The sequence below is a fragment of the Micromonospora sp. WMMD1076 genome, assembly GCF_029581475.1.
GTDB classification, from domain to species: domain Bacteria; phylum Actinomycetota; class Actinomycetes; order Mycobacteriales; family Micromonosporaceae; genus Micromonospora; species Micromonospora aurantiaca.
On record NZ_CP120862.1, the window covers coordinates 6,261,361 to 6,282,344 of the forward strand.

A 20,984-nucleotide genomic window follows, 5' to 3' on the forward strand; every position below is an offset into this window, starting at 1 on the left:
CCGAACCCCAGAGAGGTCCGGGCCGCGCCCCGGCCGCGTTCAGCGGCGGAAGGTGAACCAGTTGACGTTGACGAAGTCCGACGGCTGGCCGCTACTGAACGTCAGGTAGACGGTGTGCCGGCCGGTCACCGCGCTGACGTTGCCGGGCACCGAGCGCCAGGTCTGCCAGCCACCGGTGTTGCCGACCGCGAAACTGCCGATCGGCGGCGCGGTCGGGCTGTCCACCCGGACCTGCACCAGCCCGCTCACCCCGGCCGCCGCGCCGGAGGCGACCCGGGCCACGAAGTCGCGCGGCGGCGTCGAGCCGAAGTCGACGTTGTCGTACCGGGCCCAGTCGCCGTTCGCGAGCCAGCCGATGTCCTGGCCGCCCTCGGCGCACGTCTCCACCTGCACGCCGTTCTGCGCGTTGAACGACTCGGCCTGGATCGTCGCGTACGCGTCCCGCACCCCGCCGGGCGGCGGCGTGGTCGCGGTCGGCGACGGGTTGCCCCCGCCGCCCCGGGTGTAGACGGCCACGTAGTCGACGAGCATCGGCCGGCCGGGCACCGTGGCCGCGGTGGGCGTCGCGGAGCCGGCCACACCGTCCGGGAAGCCGCCGCCCATCGCCACGTTGAGCAGCATGAAGTAGCCGGCGTGGTTGGTCATCTGACTCCAGTACGGCTCACCGATCTGGTTCTGCCCGACGGTGTGGAAGAGCTGGCCGTCGACGTACCAGCGCAGTTGCTGCGGGCTGATCGAGGCGTCCCACTCGAACCGGTAGGTGTGGAACGCCGACTGGCAGGTGCTCCCCGGGCAGGCCCGGGACGCGCCGATGCCGTTGAACTCCCCGCACGGGCCGCCGGGCGCGACGCCGCAGTGCAGCACGCCCCAGACCGAGTTGATCCCGTTGACGTTCTCCATCACGTCGAACTCGCCGATGCCCGGCCAGTTCTGGTAGTTGCCCCGGTACGGCGAGCCGAGCGCCCAGAACGCCGGCCAGTAGCCGGCCGCCGCCGCGCCTGTCACGTTCGGCATCTGGATCCGGCCCTCCAGGGCCAGCACACCGCCGGCCGGCGCCTTGAAGTTCGACCGCACCGTCTCGATCCGGGCCGAGGTCCAGCGGCCGGCGCCGTCCCGCAGTGGCGTGATGCGCAGGTTGCCCGAGCCGTCCTGGGCCAGGTTGGCGGTGCTCGACGTGTAGGTCTGGATCTCGCCGGTGCCCCAGTTCGCCGGTCCGCCCGGGTAGCCGGTGCCGGTGTCGATGATCCAGTTGGCGGACGAGGGCAGCGTGCCGGCCGCGCCGGTGAAGTCGTCGCTCCACACCAGGCTCCAGCCGGACGGCGGCGGGGGCACCGCCGCCTGGGCGGTCATCGAGACGCCCGCGAGCGCTGTGGTGAGGGCGAGCACGCCCGCGGCCAGGGCGAGGCGGCGGCGTGGTCGGGGCGCGGTGGCGGAGGCGGCCGGAGCCGCCGGGATCGGATTCATCGGGGTGCCTCTCTGCGGGGACGGGTCCGGGAGAGCGCTCTCTGAGAGCGATTTGTACGCCTCACCACCCGCACTTGTCAACGCTCGTCGATGGCTGCCGGCTGCGGCCGCCGCAGCACCACCTGCTCCAGCGCCGTCCACGCCGTGGTGGTGACCAGATACAGCACCGCCGCCAGCGGCACCACGAGCGCGACGAGCGCGGTGCCGTACGGCAGCAGCGGCAGCAGCCGCCCGAGCACCGCCGCGCCCGGACCCTCGGCCGGCGCGCCGCCCACGGTGCCGGTGGCGGCCGCCGCCCGCCGCATCCGGCGCGACGACCACCAGGCCAGCGCGAGCAGCGCGGCCAGCAGCACCCCGAACACCGGCGGCACCGGGCCGGACAGCCCGTCGCCGAGGTGCCACCCCAGCGGTACGCCGGCCAGCCGCTCCCCCAGCAGTTCGGGCGCGCCGTCGCCGGTGGCGAACAGGCGGTACATGACCAGGAAGAACGGTGCCTGCAACAGCGCCGGCAGACAGCCCGCCACCGGGCTGGCCCCGGCGTTGCGGTAGAGCGCGAACAGCTCGCTCTGCAGCCGGGCCGGATCGTCGGCGTACCGACGCTGGAGATCGCGTACCTCGGGGGCGAGCGCGGCCCGGCGCCGCTCCCCGCGGACCTGGGCCACTGTCAGCGGCGAGATCAGCAGCCGGACGGCGGCTGTGAACAGGACGATGGCGGCGGCCGTCGCGGCACCGCCGGTGAGCGGGGCGAGCACGTCGGCGAGCCAGGTGACGACTGTGGCCGCGGCCGAGGCCGCGGAGTGCAACGGTGCGAAGGCGAGCATGGGTGGACCCCTCGGTGGCGATTCCGGGTGTCCCGGGCGGCGACGTGCCGCGCGGCGGGACGGATGACGACGGAATCGGCCGCGAAGCCGGTGCGGAGGGAGCTTCTGGCCCGCCGACGCGGGCCGGAGGAAGGTGGCTACGCGGCCGAGGGGTGCAGGCCGGGAGCGCGGGGGCGCGGCCGCCCCGGTGCGTCCGGGTCGACCTGCCGGGGCACCCCGCGACGGCGGGCGCGGGCTCGCAGCGCGGCGGCGAACCGGGTGCCGGGCGGCGTGGGCAGCGCGCGGACCCGCAGCGCGAGCAGGGTGGCGAGCAGCAGCGCGGCGACGACTGCCGCACCGGCGATCAGCCCGGCCGGCCGGTCGGCGAACAGGGCGAGGGCGTAGGCCCATGCCCCCGTCAGCACCGCCAGCATCCCCGCCACGCGACAACCCTAGCCCGCCGTGTCACGCCCCGGCAGGGCCCGTCAGCGCCGCCCTGCCGCCGAGCCGGGCGAACCCGAACGGGCGAACCGGCGCCGACACGCCGCCCGGTGCGTTTCCCGGCCCGGACACGGTGGGTAACAGTGCCTCGACCACGCGGCACCGTGCCGCGAGCGGTCCGGAGGAGACGGTGGTGACGATGAGTGGCTCAGTGGCGGAGCGGGAGCGGAGCGCCGCGTCGGGCGGAACCGACCTGCTGACAGTCGGCGTCGAGGAGGAGTTCCTGCTCGCCGACCCGCACACGGGGACCGCCGTACCCGCCGTCGACCTGGTCATGGAACAGGTGCCGGCCCAGCTGCGCGGTCAGGTGGAACGCGAGTTCCAGACCAGCCAGATCGAGATCGGCAGCCCGCCCGGGCTGGACCTGTCGTCGATCCGGCACTCGCTGTCGATGCTGCGTGCCGAGCTGGCCGACGCGGCCGAGCGGGCGGGCGTACGGCTGCTCGCGCTCGGCACCGGGCCGGTCGACGGGCCGGTGCCGCCGGTGGTGGACAAGCCGCGCTTCGACCGGATGATCGAGCGGTTCCGGCTGCTGGTGCCCGGTCCCGGCAACAACGGCATGCACGTGCACGTGGGCATCCCGGACCCGGACACCGGAGTGCGGGTGCTCAACCACGTCCGGCCGTGGCTGCCGATCCTGCACGCGGTCACCGCGAACTCCCCGTTCTCCCGGGGCGAGGACACCGGGTACGCGAGCTGGCGCTCGGTGGAGTGGGAACGCTGGCCGTCGGTCGCGCCCACGCCGTTCCTGGAGTCGCACGAGCACTACGAGCGGCTGATCCGGCAGCTCATCGCCAGCGGCGTGATGCTGGACGAAGGAATGCTCTACTGGTACGCCCGGCTGTCCGCGAAGTACCCCACGGTGGAGATCCGCATCGGCGACGTCTGCCCGTCGGTGGACGACGCGGTGCTGGTGGCGGCGCTGGTCCGCGCGCTCGTCGCCACCGCGCTCACCGACATCGCCGCCGGCCGCCCGCCCGTCAACACCGATCACCACCTGCTGGTGGCGGCGCACTGGCGGGCCGCCCACGACGGGCTGGAGGGCGAGGGCGTCGACCTCACCGACGGTGAGCTGCGCCCGGCCTGGGAGCTGCTGGACCGCCTGGTCGGCCGGCTGCGCCCGGAACTGGAACGGCACGGCGACCTGGACCGGGTGACCGATCTGCTGGGCGGGCTGCGCCGGCACGGCAGCGGCGCGGCACGGCAGCGGGCGGTGTTCGCGCGTACCGGCAGCCTCGTCGACGTGGTCGCGGACGTGGCGCGGCAGACCCGTGGCTGAGCGGCCACGCGGCCGTGGCCCGGCGTGACAGGATGGGCGACGTGGCCGAGCGCATGATCGTCATCGGTGGCGACGCCGCCGGCATGTCCGCGGCGTCGCAGGCGCGGCGCCGTCGCGACCGGTCCGACCTGGAGATCGTCGCGTTCGAGCGGGGAAACTTCACGTCCTACTCGGCCTGCGGCATCCCCTACTGGGTCAGCGGCCTGGTCGAGGAGCAGGACGAGTTGATCGCCCGCGACCCGAAGACCTTCCGCGACGACTTCGGCATCGAGGTCCGCACCCGGCACGAGGTCACCGCCGTCGACCTGGACCGCCGCGAGGTGATCGCGCGCGACCTGGACGGCGGCGGCGAGGTCCGCGCCGGTTTCGACACCCTGGTGTACGCCACCGGCGCGTCCCCGGTGCAGCCGGAGTGGGCGCGTGACGACGTGTCGGGCGTGTTCGGCGTGCAGACGCTCGACGACGGGGCGGCCCTGATCGGCTGGCTCGAACGCGAGCCCCGGCCCCGGCACGCGGTGGTGGTCGGTGGCGGCTACGTCGGCGTCGAGATGGCCGAGGCGCTCGTGCAGCGCGGGCTCAAGGTCCATCTGGTGGAGCAGGCCGACCAGCCGATGTCGACGGTGGACCCGGACATCGGCGAGCTGGTCGCCGACGCGATGCGCGCGACCGGCATCGGTGTCCGCACCGGCCTCCAGGTCACCGGCCTGGAGGAGCGGGACGGCCGGATCTCCGCCGTGGTCACGAACGAGGGGCCGATCCCGGCCGACGTCGTGGTGCTGGGTCTCGGCGTACGCCCCAACACCGCGCTCGCCGAGGCCGCCGGCCTGCCGATCGGTCCCTCCGGGGCGGTCCGCACCGACCGCCGGATGCGGGTGCCGGGCGTACCCGGCGTCTGGGCGGCGGGCGACTGCGTGGAGTCGCTGCACCGGGTCAGCGGCATGCCGGTGCACATCCCGCTCGGCACGCACGCCAACAAGCAGGGCCGGGTCGCGGGCATCAACATCGGCGGCGGGTACGCCACCTTCCCCGGCGTCATCGGCACCGCCGTCACCAAGGTCTGCGAGCTGGAGGTGGGCCGCACCGGGCTGCGGGAGCGGGACGCGCGGGAGGCCGGCTTCGAGTTCGTCACAGTGCTGGCCCAGTCGACGAACCGGGCCGGCTACTACCCGGGAGCACGGGCGATGACCGTCAAGCTGATCGCCGAGCGGCCCAGCGGGCGGTTGCTCGGGGCCCAGATCGTCGGCTGGTCCGAGGCGGCCAAACGGATCGACGCGCTCGCCGTGGCGCTGTGGAACGGCATGACAGTGGACGAGATGACAGCGCTCGACCTGGGCTACGCACCGCCGTACGCCCCGGTGTGGGATCCGGTGCTGATCGCCGCCCGCAAGGCCGTCGACGCGCTGGCCGCCGTGTAAGGAAGGGCCCCCTGTTAACGCCTCCGGTAGAGGAAGGGCCCCTTCTTAACACCGACACCCGGGTTTGTCGGTGCCGGGGGTTAGCGTGTGCGCGTTGCCGGTCCGGCACTTCCCCTCGGAGGTAAACCCCCATGTCCCAGGAGACGACCTACCTCGAACTGTCCGAAGTGGACGGCGGAGCGCACAAGTTCTACGAGGTGGTGGTCGACGACACCGCGATGACCGTGCGCTACGGGCGGATCGGCGACCAGGGCCAGGTGAAGACCAGCACCTACCCGGACAACGCCCGCGCCCGCGCCGCCGCCGCGAAGAAGATCGGCGAGAAGGTCCGCAAGGGGTACGCCCCGGCGGTGCCCGGCGTACGCCAGAAGCGGACGGTGTCGCGCCGGCAGATCGTCAGCACCCGCTCGACCGCCCGCACCGCCCCGGTCCTCTGGCGGTACGCCTCGGGCGCGCCCGCCTTCGGCATCTTCGTCGACGACAGGCACTGCATGGTCGGCAACGAGCACGGCGTGATCACCACGCTCGACCACGACGCCCGGCTGGTCAACCAGGTCCGGCTCCCCGACGGGGTGAAGTGCATCGTCGCCGACGACGCCTGGGTCTACGCCGGCTGCGACGACGGCAACGTCTACGACCTGTCCGGCAAGGTGCCCCGCGCGGCGTACGCCATCGCGCCCGAGATCGACATCTACTGGCTCGACATCCACGACGGCGTGCTGGGCGTGTCCGACCGCGACGGCGGCATCTCGGCGATCGACCACGAGGACGAGTTCCTCTGGCGCCGGCCGGGCCGGGGCCGGTCGGCGTGGATGGTGCGCTGCGACGCCGACGCGCTCTACCACGGCCACTCGCAGGGGGTCACCGGCTACGACTGGCGCACCGGGCGCGAGCTGTGGCACACCGGCACCGGCGCGGTCCTGTTCGGCTGGCAGGAGCGGGACGCCGTCTTCGCCGGCACCGGCACCCGCGAGGTGGTGCGCCTGCGCAAGGACGGCCGGGCCGAGCAGGTCTACCGCTGCGACGCCGCGGTCTTCTCCTGCGCCACCGCCGAGGGCGGCCGGTACGTGTTCGCCGGTGACAGCGCCTCCTCGATCTACTGCTTCGACCAGGCCGGCAACCGGCTGTGGAAGCTCGGCACCGGCTGCGGGTCGGCGTACTCGATGCAGTACCACGACAACCGGCTCTACGTGGTCACCACGAGCGGCTACCTGGCCTGCGTCGACGCGAGCGAGGCGGCGATCCGGGCGGCCGAGGCGGGCAGCGTGCCCGACGTGGTCGACGTCAAGGCCCCGGCCCGGATGCCCGAGACGGCCGCCTGGACCTCGGTCGAGGTGACCACCGACGACCGCGACGGCGTGCTGGTGCAGTGCGTCGAGCAGGGCGGCCGGTTGCGCGTCCACGTCCTCGCCGACGGCTACCGGCGGGACTGGTCGGTGCAGTTCCCCAAGGGCATCCGCGAGCCGGGCGCGCGTTACCTGGTCACCGAGGTCCGCGAGTCCGGCCGGGGCGGCTTCTACCGGGCGTACGGGGACATCCGCCGGCTGCGCTGACGGCAGACCGGCGAGACCGGCCCGGGACAGCGGATCGTCGCCGTACCGGTCAGGATGCTCCGATGGGGTGCGACATTCCTGACGGGCTGCGCTGGGTCGAGCGGACCGGGGCCGGCCGGGCGTGGCTCGCGGAGCTGCCCGGCCGGCTGGCCCACTGCGCCGCGCGGTGGGAGTTGACGGTCGGCCCGCCGTTCGCGTACGCGTTCGCCTCGCTGGCGCTGCCCGCGACACTCCCCGACGGCACCCGGGCGGTGCTGAAGCTTCAGTACCCGGACGACGACAGCGTCCACGAGGCAACGGCGCTGGCGCACTGGGACGGGCGCGGCGCGATCCGGCTGCTCGGGCACGACGCCGATCGGCGCGCGCTACTGGTCGAGCGGTGCGACCCCGGCACACCGCTGCACTCGCTGGCGGCCGGCGTGGCGCTCGACGTCGCGGTCGGCCTGCTACCAGGGCTCGCGGTGCCGGCCGGTGAACCGTACACGCCGCTGGCCGAGGAGGCGGCCGGCTGGGCGGAGCGGATGCCGGGCAACTGGCGACGGGCCGGCCGCCCGTACGAGCGGCGCCTGCTCGACACCGCGCTCGGGCTGCTCGCCGAGCTGGCGCCGAGCCAGGGCGAGCAGGTGCTCGTCAACCAGGACCTGCACGCCGGCAACATCCTGGCCGCCGGGCGCGAACCGTGGCTGGTGATCGATCCGAAGCCGCTGGTCGGCGAGCGGGAGTTCGCGGTGGTGCCGCTCGTGCGCGGCGCGGAGCTGGGTCACTCCCCGGCGGCGGTCCGGCACCGGCTCGACCGGCTCAGCGCCGAGCTGGGCCTGGACCGGGAGCGGGTACGCGGCTGGGCGATCGGTCAGACGGTGGCCTGGAGCATCGGCGGCGACCAGGTCTTCCCCGGCAACGTCGAGGCGGCCCGCTGGCTGCTCGACGAGATGTGACTCAGCCCGCCTGGCAGGTGGGGCACCAGTAGAGGTTGCGCCCCGCGAGCGCGCCCCGGCTGACCGGGGTGCCGCAGACGTGGCAGGGCGCGCCGGGGCGCCGGTAGACGTACACCTCGCCGCCGTGCCGGTCCACCCGGGGCGCACGGCCGGTCACCTCCGGCAGGTCGGCGTCGCGCACTGTGTCGATCCGGCCCCGCTCGACCGCAAGGGTCATCAGCGCCACCAGGTCCGCCCAGAGTTCGGCCCAGCCGGCCGGCGTCAGTTCCCGTCCCGGCAGCAGCGGCGGCAGACCGGCCCGGAACAGCGCCTCGGTCACGAAGATCAGGCCGGTGCCGGCCACCACCGACTGGTCGAGCAGCAGCGCGGCCAGCGGGGTGGGGCTGCGGCGGATCCGCGCGTACGCCCGGTCCGGGTCGGCGTCGGCACGCAGCGGATCGGGCCCGAGCCGGTCGCGAAGCGCCGCCACCTCGGGCGGGGTCAGCAGCTCGCAGGCGGTCGGGCCGCGCAGCTCCAGCCAGTGCCGGTCGCTGTGCAGACGCAGCCGCACCTGCCCGACCGGTGCCGGGGGCTCCCCGGGCCCGTCGGCGAACTTCCCGTACAGGCCGAGGTGGACGTGCAGCGTCAGCTCGCCCGCGTAGTGGTGCAGCAGGTGCTTGCCGTACGCCTCGGTGCCGTCCAGGACGGTGCCGCTCAGGCGGGCCGCGCCCTCGGCGAAGCGCCCCTGCGGGCTGTCGGCGTGCACCTTGTCGCCCGCGAACAGCTCGGCGTGCCGGGCGGCGAGGCGGTGGATGGTGTGTCCCTCTGGCACGACCGCCAAGCGTAGTCAGCGGATCGCCCGGTCGGCGACTTCGGGTCCCGCTCCGCGACGGCCACGATCGACAGCAGGTGGGGCGGTGGCTTCGTCGCCACTGTGACGGTACGCAACGACGGCACCGAGCCGGTCGCGGGCCGGCTGACGTCCGGCCTGCTCGTGGCGACGAGCGCGACGCCCGCCGCCGGCGAACAACGCCGAGGTCAAGCAGTGGGGGTGGACCGGCGGCGATCTCCGCACGCTCCGGTGCCGGTCGCCGGAGCGTGCGGAGCGGGCCGCTGGTGTCGATTTCGGCACACCTGGGTACTCCCCGCATGTCATGCGCGGCCTCCGCGCCTGGATCAGGAGGTGCCATCGTGAAGATCCTGTCCCGCCGGAACTCTCCGGCGACCAGTACCGATACCAACGGCGACGGCGTGGTCGACGAGCGCGACCGGACCGCCGAGCAGCCGGCCGGCCCGCCCGTGGTCACCGACCGAGACGAGGAGCGGACCACGTACCGCAGCGCCGCCACCGCGACCGACGACGAGCGCGCCCGGGACGCGGCGACCGGCCGGGACGCGCACGACCTCGGCGCGACGGCCACCGACGGCCGGACGGCGACGACGGCCACCGACGCCCGGATCGCGGCGGGCGACGACGAGCGGGACGCGGAGGCCCGGCGACGGGCGGCGGACCGGGGCGCCGCGGCACGCGCGGTCACCGGCCGCCGGGTCGACGCCGACACGCGGACAGCTCCGGTGACCGACGCCCGGACCGCCGGCGCGGCGCCCGCCGCCGAGCGCACCGTGGACCTGGACCGCGACGGCCGTCCGGACCGCACCGACCTCGACCCGGACGACCGGCCCGACGGTACGGATTCCGACCGCGACGGCCGGGTGGACCGGCCGGAGCCGTACACCACGAAGCGTCCCCGGGCCAGCCTGCTCGCCACGCTCGGCCTGATCGTCTCGGTGGTCGGGGCGCTGTTCGTGCTCTCCGGCACGCTCGCCGGGTACGGCATCGGCGTCGGCGCGGCCGGTGCCGTGCTGGCGGTGCTGGGCCTGGTCGCCACCCGTCGCCGGCACGTGGCGGGCAAGACCGACGCGCTGATCGGCGTCGCTGTCGGCCTGGCCGCCGTGGTGCTCGGCATCGTGGCGATGACCGGCCAGTTCGACTGGCCGACCACCGACGGCGACTGGGTGGGCCGCTTCCGCGAGTGGCTCGACTCACAGTTTGGCAACTGGTTCTGACGGGCACTGTCCCGATCGCCGGCAGGGCCGGTCAGCCCGATCAGTTCTGGTGGTTCACCGGCCGGGCAACACCTCTTTCGGGGGCGGCGGTTCGCCGCCCCCGAAGTGCGTCCGGGGTCGGCGCAACGATCAACCGGTGCTGACCGATTCAACGCAACAATTCGCTGCTCAACGCAACTTCTCACGGTGGATGTCGTCTACCCGGGCCGCATAACGTTGGACCACGGCGCCAGCCCGTGGGCCGACGGTGGCCGGGCGCGCCCGACCCTGGGAGCACGACATGACGATGGACGCCATCCGCCAGCGCTTTCTGATGTGCCGGCCGACGTACTTCGCCGTCGACTACGCGATCAACCCGTGGATGGACCCCACCGCCCCGGTCGACGCCGACCTGGCGATCCGGCAGTGGGAGCAGCTTCGGCGCACGTACCTCGACCTGGGCCACGAGGTCGACCTGATCGAGCCGGTCGCCGGCCTGCCGGACATGGTCTTCGCCGCGAACGGCGGCACCGTGATCGACGGCAAGGCCATGGCGGTGCAGTTCCGCGACCCGCAGCGCGCCGACGAGGCGCCCGCGTACCGGGCCTGGTTCGAGGGCGCCGGCTTCGAGATGTACGACCCGAAGCACGTCAACGAGGGCGAGGGCGACGTCCTGCTGGCCGGTGACCACCTGCTCGCCGGCACCGGGTTCCGCACCGCGCACGCCTCCCACGCGCAGCTCCAGGAGGTGTTCGGCTACCCGGTGGTGACCATGCAGCTGGTGGACCCCCGCTTCTACCACCTGGACACCGCGCTGACGGTGCTGGACGAGCGCACGGTGGCGTACCTGCCGGAGGCGTTCTCCCCCGGCAGCCGGGCGGTGCTGCGCCGGTTGTTCCCGGACGCGGTCCACGCCACCATGGCCGACGCCGAGGTGCTGGGCCTGAACGCGGTCAGCGACGGCCGGCACGTGGTGCTGCCCGCGCAGGCCACCGACCTGGCCGCGAAGCTGCGCGACCGGGGCTACGAGACCATCGGGATCGACCTGTCGGAGCTGCGCAAGGCCGGCGGCGGACCGAAGTGCTGCACGTTGCGACTCCGTCAGGGAAAGGCGAGCAAGTGATCATCGACGACATGCTGCGGACTCCGTCCGCGGTCCGGGACGCGGAGCGTCACACGGCGCACAACTACCACCCGCTGCCCGTGGTGATCTCGTCGGCCGAGGGCGTCTGGCTGACCGACGTGGACGGCCGCCGCTACCTGGACTGCCTGGCGGGATACTCGGCGCTGAACTTCGGCCACCGGCACCCGAAGCTGATCGAGGCCGCGCACGCGCAGCTCGACCGGCTCACGCTGACCAGCCGCGCGTTCATCCACGACCAGTTCGCCGACTTCTGCCGGGAGCTGGCCGCGCTGTGCGGCAAGGACCTGGTGCTGCCGATGAACACCGGCGCCGAGGCGGTCGAGACCGGCATCAAGGTGGCCCGCAAGTGGGGCTACCAGGTCAAGGGCGTCACGCCGGGCCAGGCCAACATCGTGGTGGCGGAGGGCAACTTCCACGGCCGTACGACCACGATCGTCAGCTTCTCCACCGACGAGGACGCGCGCGCCGACTTCGGGCCGTACACCCCGGGTTTCACAGTGGTCCCCTACGGCGACCTGGACGCGCTGACCGAGGCGATCGACGAGAACACGGTGGCCGTGCTGCTGGAGCCGATCCAGGGTGAGCAGGGCGTCGTGGTGCCGCCGGAGGGCTACCTGCCGGGCGTGCGCCGGGTCTGCACCGAGCGCAACGTGCTGTTCGTCGCCGACGAGATCCAGTCGGGTCTGGGGCGTACCGGCGCGACGTTCGCCTGCGAGCACGAGGGCGTCGAGCCGGACATGTACCTGCTGGGCAAGGCGCTCGGCGGCGGCATCGTGCCGGTGTCGGCGGTGGCGGCGAACCGCGACGTGCTGGGTGTGCTCCAGCCGGGCCAGCACGGCTCGACGTTCGGTGGCAACCCGCTGGCCTGCGCGGTCGCGACCGAGGTGGTCCGGCTGCTCGCCACCGGCGAGTTCCAGCGCCGCTCGGCCGAGCTGGGCGAGCGGCTGCACGCCGGGCTGCGCGGCCTGGTCGGCAAGGGCCTGGTGGCGGTACGCGGGCGCGGGCTGTGGGCCGGGCTGGACATCGACCCGGAGCTGATGACCGGCCGGCAGGCGTGCGAGCGGCTGATGGAGCGGGGTGTGCTGGCCAAGGACACGCACGGCTCGACCATCCGGCTCGCCCCGCCGCTGGTGATCACCGAGGAGGAGATCGACCACGCGGTGGCGCAGCTCGCCGCCGTCCTGGCCGGCTGAGGCCCGTACGCGAGAAGGCGCCGGGACCACGACGGTCCCGGCGCCTTCGCACGTGCCCGTCAGGGACGCGGCAGCCGCATCGCCATGGTCGGCGCCTCGGCCATCACCGAGTTCGGGGTGTACTTCGCGTCGCTGGTCATGTCGTCGGCGCGGCCGACCTGCACGCCCGGGTACAGCTCGATCAGGTCGCCCTCGGCTAGCACCCGGGACTGCTGCGGCGCCAGCGCGATCCGCTCGTGCTCGGCCATCGAGCCGCCGGGGCGTACGCCGGAGCCGTTGGTGCTGGTGTCGGTGACCACCACCTCGCCCGCCCGCAGCTCCAGCCGGATGTGGCTGCGGCTGATCCAGCGCCGGGCCTCGTCGTTGAGCCACTGGCCGAGCGTCACCCCGCCCGGGCCGTCGGGCGCCCGGCCGATCGCCACCGGCTCGATCTCGGTGAGCACGAACCGCTTGCGGACCAGACCGCCGATACGCACGGCGAGCACAGCGGTACGCGGGCGCGGGCCGGCATCGGAGAGCCGTGCGCCGTGCCGGGGGCAGGTCGGCGCGCCGGTACGCAGCGTGGGCGGCGGCTGCTCGGCCGGTACCCGGTCCACGGCGGCCAGGTCGGCGAAGGCTCCACCGCCCCCACCGCCGCCGAACAGCGCGCAGCCCGGCTCGGGACAGCGCCACTTCCGGGAGAGCACCTTGACGCCCGCGGGTGAGCGGCTCCCGGTGGCCGGGTCCTGGCCGCCGCCGACGTGCGCGATGAAGACCGGCCCGCCGGCGCCCGGCACCGGGGCGAGCACCCGGCCCGCCTGCCCGACCCACGGGTACCGCCCGACGAGCCCGTCCAGCCGCGCCCGGGTGAGCACCGGCAGGCCGAGCAGGTCGGCCACCTCCAGCATCCGGTCACCGGGCTGGTCGAGCACCTCCACCAGGCCGTCGTCGGCCCACCGGCGCACCACCATCCGCTCGTTGGAGGTCAGGTCGGCGTCGGACAGCAGCGCCCGGTGCACGATCGCGTAGACCGGGACGCTGTCCTCGCCGATCTGCCGGGACAGTGCGTCGATGACCATGCCGAGCCGCAGCAGGCTGGCCGGTCGGCCGCCGTCCAGGTTCTGCCAGCGGATCACCTCGGCCAGGTCGACCACGGCCCGGGCCAGCGACGGATCGGTGCAGACCCGACCCTCGATGGCGTCGAGCACCTTGCTGATCTCGAATCTCATGCCGCAGCTCCGCACGATGTCGTCCCGTGACGCGGCCGGGGCCGGTCGGCCCGCCGCGCCGCGCGCCACCTCCGCGGCGCGTCCTCCACCATGCGACGACCCTACCGGCCACCCTCGTCGGCGGCGTCACGGCGCACTCCCGAAAGGGGCGCACACCACCGGGCGGGGAGCCCCACTCTCCCCCGCCCGGCCCGCCGCGCTCAGGCCGCGCGCAGCGGCCGGCCCACGTCGTGCAGGTGCGCCAGAGCCTGCCGGTACGACTCGAACAGCCCGGTCTCCGCGTACGGGACGCCCTGCTCGGCGCAGTACGCCATCACCAGCGGCCGGGCCCGGCGCAGGTTGGCACGCGGCATGTTCGGGAACAGGTGGTGCTCGATCTGGTAGTTGAGCCCGCCCAGCGCCAGGTCGACGAACCGGCCCCCGCGTACGTTGCGCGAGGTCAGCACCTGCTTGCGCAGGTAGTCCAGCTCGTCGTCGGCGGTGGGCATCGGCATGCCCTTGTGGTTCGGGGCGAACGAGCAGCCCATGTAGAGGCCCCACAGCCCCTGGTGCACGGCGACGAACAGCAGCGCCCTACCCGGCGACATGACCGCGAACAGCAGCCCGAGGTAGCCGGCGGCGTGCGCGGCGAGCAGCAGCGCCTCCACGGCCCGGTGCCGCATCGGCACCCGCCACCGGCCGTCCGGTTCCCGGCCGATGAGCGCCTGCACGCTCGCCACGTGCAGCGCCAGCCCTTCCAGCAGCAGCAGTGGGAAGAACAGCCACGCCTGGTGGCGGGCCGTCCACCGGCTCAGGCCGCGCGTCGCCGTCGCCTGCTCGTACGTCCAGACCAGCGCGCCCGCGCCGACGTCCGGGTCCTCGTCGGTGTGGTTCGGGTTGGCGTGGTGCCGGTTGTGCTTGTCCACCCACCAGCCGTAGCTGAGCCCGACCGCGAGGTTGCCGGCGACCAGTCCGGCCGCCTCGCTCGGCCCGCGCCGGCGGAACATCTGCCGGTGCCCGGCGTCGTGGCCTAGGAACGCCACCTGCGTGGTCGCCACCGCCATCACCACCGCCAGCGGCACCTGCCACCACGAGTCACCGACGAGCGCCACCGCGACCCAGCCCGCGAGGAACGCGCCGAGCGTGAGCGCGATCCGTAGCGCGTACCGGCCGGGCCGCCGCTCGAACAGCCCCGCCTCGGCGATCCGGCGGGACAGCCGCGCGTAGTCGCTGCCCCGCCGTGCCGCGGGTTCCGTCGACGTGGAAGTAGTCATGTCGCCCCCGATGCCGCGAGCCACGCTCTCGTACGCGACTCTCCGTCACCGATTCTGGCGATGATCGTCGCCGTGGGTAATCCCGCAGACCCCCGGCTCGGAGGTGGTGCTGTCCCTACCCCTCCGGGCCGGAGCAGCGCAAACGATCTTCGTCAGACCGCAGCGGGCGCTCGTGCCGACGAGGGCGGCGGCTTCGCCCCCGACCAGGTCGGTTCCGTACTCGGCGTGACCCACGTGCGTCGAGCCGGCCTTCGGCGAGCCAGGTTCGGTAGAGCCACCTCGCGGGCGTAGTCGCGGTTGTGGACGGCGCGGGTCGGCAGTCAGCCGAGCCGGGCGACGGCGTCGCGCAGCCGGACCAGGTCGCGCCGGCGCCGCTCGTAGGTGGCCGCCAGCCCGATCAGCAACAGCCCACCGAGGCCCAGGAAGATCCAGCGGGGCAGCAGGTCCCAGCCCCGGGCCAGCTCGTGCAGCGCCAGCGGCGCCAGCGTGGCCGCGCCCAGCACCACAGGCGCCTGCCAGCGCCGGGCCGCCCCGCCCAGCACGACGGCGAGCGCCGCCGCGCCGAGCGCCAGCCGCCGCCACGGCTGCGGCTCACCGGAGACCAGCACCGACACGAGGCTCGGCAGGAACGCCGCGGCGAGTCCCGGGCCGAGCGCCAGCCAGCTGGTCAGGCCGGGCCGGCGCCGCAACGCCAGCAGCCCGGCGCCCAGGGCGAGCACCGCCGCCGGCAGCGTGTACGCCTCCAGCACGACCACTCCGCCCGCGGCGAGCAGCAGCCAGCCGCCGACCAGCTCGCTGCCCGCGGCCACCGCCGCCAGCACGCCACGGCCGGCCGGCGACTCGCCCCGGCGCGGCACCCGGACCGCGACGGCCGCGCCCCACAGCACGCAGACCGCCGCCGCGTACCGCAGCGAGCCGCCGGTGAGCAGCAGCGCGAGCAGCAGCGCGAGCAGCGCCACGGCCTGCGCCGCCGCCTCCAGCGCCCACACACCGGCCCGCTCGACGCCGCCCGGGATGCCGGTCGGGCGGCCCGGCCCGGCCGCTGCCGCCTCCGGCCCGCCGGACCGGCCGACGCGCAGCAGCGGCGCCGCGTGCAGCGTCACCGCCGCGACGGCCAGGGCGGCGAACGCCGCGGTACGCAGCGGCAGCCCGGCCGCGAGCGACGCGGTGACCGCGAACCCGGTGGCCGCCGCGACGGCACCCAGCCACCCCGTGATCCGGACCAGCGCCGGCCGCCCGGCCGCCCCGGTCACGGCACCGGCCACCACCAGAGCCCCGAGTGCGGCGAGCGTCCCGGCCCGGGTGGCGAGCAGGCCACCGAACCCGGGTACGGCCAGCACCGCCCCCAGCGGCACGAGCACCACCGGGCGCGCACCGGTGAGCGCGGCGACCAGCAGCGCGGCCAGCCCGACACCGAACGCGACCGCCGGCACCACCGGCCAGGGGGCACCGGCCGCAGCCGCCAGCACGGGCAGCGCGACCGCGCCGAACGGCAGCGCGGCGAGCCACCACGCGATGCGGCTATCGATAGCGGCGTACGCTCCGGCGGCGGCGCCCAGGAACAGCAGCACCAGCCCGGCGCGGGCGGTCCCGGCGGAGGCCGCCGCCGTGGCGGGCACCCCGGACCAGGGTTGCACCGGCAGGTCGACGAGCACTGTCAGTACCGCCGGGGACGCGGCCAGCAACGCCAGAGCGGCGAGCGCGGCACCCACTGCGCGCAGCGCGACCGCCGGCCGGGAGCCGGCCCCGGCGGCGAGCGCCAGCAGCACCCCCACCGCTGCGTACGGCGCCACCGGTTCCCCGCCCGGCGCGACGAGCGGCCCGAGGCCGACCCCGGCGAGCGCGACGGCGAGCCCCGTCGAGGCGTACCCGCTCAGGTCGGTCCACAGGCGACGGACGGCGAGGACGGCGACGACCGGCACCACGACGGCGGCGGTCGCGCCACGCAGCTGCCACCAGGCCGGTGCGCCGAGGCCGAGCAGCGCGACCGCCACGCCCGCCGGTACGGCGAGCAGCGACACGGCCAGCGCGACGCCACCGACGACCGGCTGTGCGCCCTGTCCACGCCGGCCCAGCGCGGCGAGCGCCGCGCCGAGCACCGCCGTGACGGCGAGCACGGCGACGGCACCGCCCGGGGCGGCGCAGCCGACCAGCAGCGCGTGCCCGAGCAGCACCGCCCCGGCCGACGCGGTGACCGGGACGACGACCCGTCCCCCGCGCGGCCGGGCCACCGCCGCCAGCAGCAGCGCGGCGGCCGTCGCGAGGTCCACGACCAGCACCAGCGGCCACGGCGTCGCCGTCACCGCCGGTACCGCGAGGGCGACCAGCCCGGCCGCCGCCACGCCCGCGAGCGGACGGACGGCCCGGGGCGTCAGCAGCACGACCGCCCCGGCGGTCAGCAGCAGGGCCACCGGAAGCTGCCAGCCCCAGGACGGAGCCGGCACGTCCCGACCGCCCTGCCAGGCCGGGAAGCCGACGCTCGCGCTGGCCGCGCCGACCAGGCCGGTGAGCACGACCGCGACCTGGCCCAGCGCGGCGGCCACGGCGAGCGCGCCCACGAGCGGGCCGGTCCGGACCGGCGCCGGCAGCGCCCGGACCGCACCGGCGAGCGCCGCCACCACCAGGCCGGCGGCGAGCAGCAGCAGACCGGGACGCAGCTCGCCGACCGGCCGGACCAGCGCGACCGCGAGCACCGGCACCAGCAGCCCGGCGGTGGTCGCGCGCCAGAGTCGGCCACCGGCGGCGAGCGCACCGGCGACCAGGGTCAGTGCCACCACCAGCAACGGGCCGCCGGCCAGCAGCGGCGTGCCCGCCGCGCGACCGACCGCCAGCGGCACCAGCGCGCAGCCGGCCGCCAGGACCAGCGCCGAGCCGTGCCCGGTCCAGCCCAGCACCCGCCCGGCCACCAGCGCCGCGCCCGTGCCGGAGGTACGGCGGCGCAACGCGACCACCACCACGAGGTCACCGAGCGCCACGGCGGTCAGCACCAGCGCCCAGCCGGCGGCAGTGGGCCGGAACGCGGCCGCGGCCAGCGGCAGCACCGGCTGCGCGAGCAACCACGCCGCGAACCAGGGTGCGGTGAGGCGGCTGACCAGGCCGTACCCGGCCGCCACCGCGGCGCCGATCGCCGTCACCAGCGCCGCGTACCGGCTGCCGGGCAGGCCGGTCACCCCGAACAGGTCCACCGACCAGACGGCGTACCCGTCCAGGACCACGAGGAGCAGCGCCACCGAGGCGAGCGTCTCGGCGGTGCCGCGCAGGCCGCGAGCCCGGGCGACGAGCGGCGCGACCAGGGCCAGAGCGGTCACGGCGAGCAGGATCAGCGCCCGGCCGGCTACCCCGAACGTGGCCCACGCGACGGCGGTGAACACCACAGCGGCGGTGCCGAGCAGCAGTCCGCCGAGGACGAACAGCAGGCCCTGGACCGCGCGGGTGGAGGTCTCCGCGACGCCGGGGCGTACCGCGGGGGTGGGTGGAACCGGAACCGGACGCGGCGGCATCGGCGCCGGGAGCGGCGCGGGACCGGCGGCGCGCGGCGCGGGGATCTCCTGGCGGATCCGGGCCGCCAGCGCCGCCCGCCGCTGCCGGGCCGTGACCAGCCGGCCGGACAGATCCTGGTACGCGAGCCGGGCCGCCTCGACGCGCGGCACCAGCTCGGTGATCTCCCGGTCCAGCCGGACCACCTCGGCGGCGGGCGGGTAGGGCGGACGGCCGCAGGCGCGGCATCCGGCGACGAGGTCGGCCGGGGCGCCGCAACCGGGGCAGGGGTAGCCGGTGTTCTCCACCCCGCCAGCTTCGTCAGCGGCGGAGCGGACGGACAGAGTAGGAGTACCTAGGGCCGGGTCTGCTCGTGTACCCAGGCGGTGTAGCCGGGGTTGCCGCTGTCCTCCCGGCTGACCAGGATCTCCGGCACCTCGTACGGGTGGTTGGCGCGGAGCTGGTCGACCAGGGCGTCCACCCGGTCCGGCGCGGTCTTGAACCGCACCTGCCACTCGGCGGTGGTCTGGATCGCCGACTGCCACCAGTAGGTGCTGTCCACCGGGCCGCCGACCTGGGCGCAGGCCGCCAGCCGGCCGGCGACGGCCGCGGCCGCCAGCACGTCCGCGACCCCGCGGGCGTCCACCACAGTCGTCACCACGCAGATCTGCTCCACCAGCGCACCCTACGTGGCGCACCACCGCCACGCCGAGCAGGCGCGGAGGAATCGGTCAGGTGTCGGCCGCGCCGTTGCGGTTGGCGGCGATCCACGCGTCGATGCGTGCCCACCAGTCGAACAGCCAGTCGATGCGTTCCTGCTTGCCGGCCGGGATCTCCTCCGGCGGCACCGACCAGAACCGCATCACGATCCGCTTGTCCATCGGCAGCTCGCGCCACACGTCGGCGACAGTGAGCATCTGGTCCAGGCCGGTGTGCGCCACGAAGATCACGCCGGCGTCCGGCGCGGCGTCGAGCGCGGCGAGCAGCCCGCCCGGCTGCGGGGCGAGCACGTGCCGCATCCGCTCGGCGCGGCGCGCCATCCGTTCCAGGCCGAGCGACCGCAGCCGGTCGATCGCGCGCAGCCGCCGCGACGGGGTGAAGTTGCCGCCCTCCGGGAAGATCACGAAGGCGTCGTCGTCGTCCAGGCCGGTGGCCAGGTGCCCGATCTGCCGCACCACCGACTCCCGCCCGTCCGGCCCGGCCGCGATGAACCGGTTGGGCAACCGGTTGAGCAGCACGTCGATGGCCGGATCCCACTGGAGGGTCTCCTTGAGCACGATCCGGGGTTCCCGCCTGAACCAGTTCACCAGCGCGTGGATCAGGATGAACGAGTCGCCCGGCCCGGCGTGCCGGCAGACCACGAGTTCGGGACGGCCCGGCAGGGCGGTGTCCGGGTCGGTGCCGACCACGTCGATGCTCAGCCGCAGCGTCCACCGGGCCTGCCAGAACATGATCCGCAGGAACCACCCGGCCAGGACGTAGTGGGCCCGCTGGAAGGCCGGCGCGCGTTTGTACGCGCCGAAGCCCGAGGCGAGCCAGAGCAGGAACAGGGCGAGCAGCGCGGCGGCGTCCCAGACCAGGTAGACGGTGCCGATCCAGAGCAGCCGCAGCGGGCGGAGCCGCCCCGGCACCAGCGGGGACGCGGCGAGCGCCAGCAGCGCCCAGCCGGGCAGCGTGGTCACCACGAAGAAGGCCAGCAGCACCACACCAGGGGCGAGCACCAACCGGCGGAGCCAGCGGGGTGGCAGCGGCATTCAGCGCTCCAGCGCGGTGTCCAGGTATCGGCGGGAGGCAGTGTACGCCCGGCTGATCCGCCGTCCCACCGCCGCCGTGTCCCGGTACGCCCACGGGCTGTCGTCGCGCGGCTCCAGCCCGCCGGTGGGCAGCACGTGCACCTCGACGTCCTCGGGCAGCGCCGCCATCTCCCGCGCGAACCGGTGCCGGCGGGCGATCTCGAACGCCACCTGGGCGATCTCCCAGGGGCGGCGCGGCGGGGTCAGCTCGCGTTCGATCCGGCCCACCTGGAGCACGAAGATCTGCTTCGCGCCGAGCAGCACCGCCTCGCCGACCGGGATCGAGTTGACCACCCCGCCGTCGATGTAGTGCTGGCCGTCGATCCGGGTCGGGGGCAGCAGCCCGGGCACCGAGGCGGAGGCGAGCACCGCCGGCACCAGCGGTCCGGTGTGGAACCAGTACTCGGCCGCGCGTTCGATGTTCGCGGCGCAGCAGCGGAACGGCACGGCCAGGTCGGCGAACGTGGTGTCCTCGCCCAGCGTGCTCTCCAGCAGGCGGTACAGCGGCCGGGGCGAGTGCAGGTGGGTACGGGCGGCGAACCGGCGCAGCTGCCGGGCGACCGAGTCGCCGTACACCTCGCTCGCCTCGGGCGACGCCCAGAGCCGGACCAGCCGGTCGGTGACCGCCTCGGTCGGGTCGGCGGCGACCAGGGCGCCGTTGACCGCGCCGATCGACGTACCCAGCACCAGGTCGGGTTTGATCCGGGCGCGGAACAGGGCACGCAGCATGCCCACCTCGACCGCGCCGAGCACTCCCCCGCCGCCGAGCACGAACGCCACCGGACCTGCCGCCATGCCGTTCATCCTGGCACGCGGCCCACACCCGGCCGGGTGGCCGCCCCGAGCGAGGCGGGAGCGTCACACGACGCCGCCCGGGTCATGACACAGCGCGATCGTCAACCGGACGACCGTTGACAGGTCGGACACATTCCCGCAACCTGATA

The 20,984-nt window shown here is 74.9% G+C and carries 17 protein-coding genes; 7 read left to right on the top strand and 10 right to left on the bottom strand.

The annotated features are described in order from the left end of the window. Positions 1–39: 39 nt before the first annotated feature. The 3 genes from O7622_RS28310 to O7622_RS28320 form a co-directional block, all read right to left on the bottom strand. Complete coding sequence (locus tag O7622_RS28310) at positions 40–1,464, bottom strand: carbohydrate-binding protein (protein ID WP_282311127.1); 1,425 nt, start codon at positions 1,462–1,464, stop codon at positions 40–42. Between the two features lie 77 nt (positions 1,465–1,541). Then, a complete protein-coding gene (gene yidC / locus O7622_RS28315; RefSeq protein ID WP_282311128.1) occupies positions 1,542–2,285 on the bottom strand; it encodes a membrane protein insertase YidC in 744 nt (247 codons plus the stop codon). A 137-nt stretch (positions 2,286–2,422) separates the two neighbouring features. Then, a complete protein-coding gene (locus O7622_RS28320; protein WP_013288308.1) occupies positions 2,423–2,698 on the bottom strand; it encodes a DUF6412 domain-containing protein in 276 nt (91 codons plus the stop codon). A gap of 197 nt (positions 2,699–2,895) precedes the next feature. On the opposite strand from O7622_RS28320, the gene O7622_RS28325 reads away from it, so the two are divergent. The 4 genes from O7622_RS28325 (at position 2,896) to O7622_RS28340 (ending at position 7,947) form a co-directional block, all read left to right on the top strand. Next, positions 2,896–4,044 carry a glutamate--cysteine ligase gene (locus O7622_RS28325; protein ID WP_282311129.1) on the top strand — a complete coding sequence of 383 codons (1,149 nt, stop codon included), beginning with the start codon at positions 2,896–2,898 and terminating at the stop codon, positions 4,042–4,044. A 41-nt stretch (positions 4,045–4,085) separates the two neighbouring features. Further along, positions 4,086–5,459, top strand: a complete 1,374-nt coding sequence (locus O7622_RS28330; RefSeq protein ID WP_282311130.1) for an FAD-dependent oxidoreductase — start codon at positions 4,086–4,088, stop codon at positions 5,457–5,459. Positions 5,460–5,590: 131 nt separating this feature from the next. After that, positions 5,591–7,012: a WGR domain-containing protein gene (locus O7622_RS28335; RefSeq protein ID WP_282311131.1), complete on the top strand. Its 1,422-nt coding sequence runs from the start codon at positions 5,591–5,593 to the stop codon at positions 7,010–7,012. Positions 7,013–7,074: 62 nt separating this feature from the next. Then, the gene (locus O7622_RS28340) at positions 7,075–7,947 is read left to right on the top strand and encodes an aminoglycoside phosphotransferase family protein (RefSeq protein WP_282311132.1); all 873 of its coding nucleotides are present in this window, start codon (positions 7,075–7,077) and stop codon (positions 7,945–7,947) included. 1 nt (position 7,948) lies between these two features. On the opposite strand, the gene O7622_RS28345 is transcribed toward O7622_RS28340, so the two are convergent. After that, complete coding sequence (locus O7622_RS28345; protein ID WP_282311133.1) at positions 7,949–8,758, bottom strand: DNA-formamidopyrimidine glycosylase family protein; 810 nt, start codon at positions 8,756–8,758, stop codon at positions 7,949–7,951. Positions 8,759–9,117: 359 nt separating this feature from the next. Here O7622_RS28345 and O7622_RS28350 point away from each other — a divergent pair, with 359 nt between their 5' ends. The 3 genes from O7622_RS28350 to rocD all read left to right on the top strand — a co-directional run bounded on the left by O7622_RS28350 (position 9,118) and on the right by rocD (position 12,309). Then, complete coding sequence (locus O7622_RS28350) at positions 9,118–9,993, top strand: thrombospondin (RefSeq protein ID WP_282311134.1); 876 nt, start codon at positions 9,118–9,120, stop codon at positions 9,991–9,993. Positions 9,994–10,279: 286 nt separating this feature from the next. After that, positions 10,280–11,095: a dimethylargininase gene (gene ddaH / locus O7622_RS28355; protein ID WP_282314254.1), complete on the top strand. Its 816-nt coding sequence runs from the start codon at positions 10,280–10,282 to the stop codon at positions 11,093–11,095. Then, complete coding sequence (gene rocD / locus O7622_RS28360; RefSeq protein WP_282314255.1) at positions 11,095–12,309, top strand: ornithine--oxo-acid transaminase; 1,215 nt, start codon at positions 11,095–11,097, stop codon at positions 12,307–12,309. Before ddaH ends, rocD begins: the two co-directional genes overlap by 1 nt. Positions 12,310–12,368: 59 nt before the next feature. Here rocD and O7622_RS28365 read toward each other — a convergent pair whose 3' ends face one another. From O7622_RS28365 to O7622_RS28390, 6 genes are all read right to left on the bottom strand, one after another. Next, positions 12,369–13,517, bottom strand: coding sequence for an FHA domain-containing protein (locus O7622_RS28365; RefSeq protein ID WP_282311136.1), 1,149 nt, complete (start codon positions 13,515–13,517; stop codon positions 12,369–12,371). A 200-nt stretch (positions 13,518–13,717) separates the two neighbouring features. After that, on the bottom strand, positions 13,718–14,770 hold the full coding sequence (locus tag O7622_RS28370) for an acyl-CoA desaturase (RefSeq protein ID WP_282311138.1): 1,053 nt from the start codon (positions 14,768–14,770) through the stop codon (positions 13,718–13,720). A 320-nt stretch (positions 14,771–15,090) separates the two neighbouring features. Further along, positions 15,091–18,555, bottom strand: a complete 3,465-nt coding sequence (locus O7622_RS28375) for a hypothetical protein (RefSeq protein ID WP_282311139.1) — start codon at positions 18,553–18,555, stop codon at positions 15,091–15,093. A 47-nt stretch (positions 18,556–18,602) separates the two neighbouring features. Further along, positions 18,603–18,923: a divalent-cation tolerance protein CutA gene (gene cutA, locus O7622_RS28380; RefSeq protein ID WP_282311140.1), complete on the bottom strand. Its 321-nt coding sequence runs from the start codon at positions 18,921–18,923 to the stop codon at positions 18,603–18,605. A gap of 55 nt (positions 18,924–18,978) precedes the next feature. Then, positions 18,979–20,001 (bottom strand): 1-acyl-sn-glycerol-3-phosphate acyltransferase, encoded by a 1,023-nt coding sequence (locus O7622_RS28385; RefSeq protein ID WP_282311141.1) that lies wholly within the window; start codon positions 19,999–20,001, stop codon positions 18,979–18,981. Beyond that, positions 20,002–20,835 (bottom strand): patatin-like phospholipase family protein, encoded by an 834-nt coding sequence (locus O7622_RS28390; RefSeq protein WP_282311142.1) that lies wholly within the window; start codon positions 20,833–20,835, stop codon positions 20,002–20,004. It abuts the gene before it with no gap. Between the last annotated feature and the right edge of the window lie 149 nt (positions 20,836–20,984).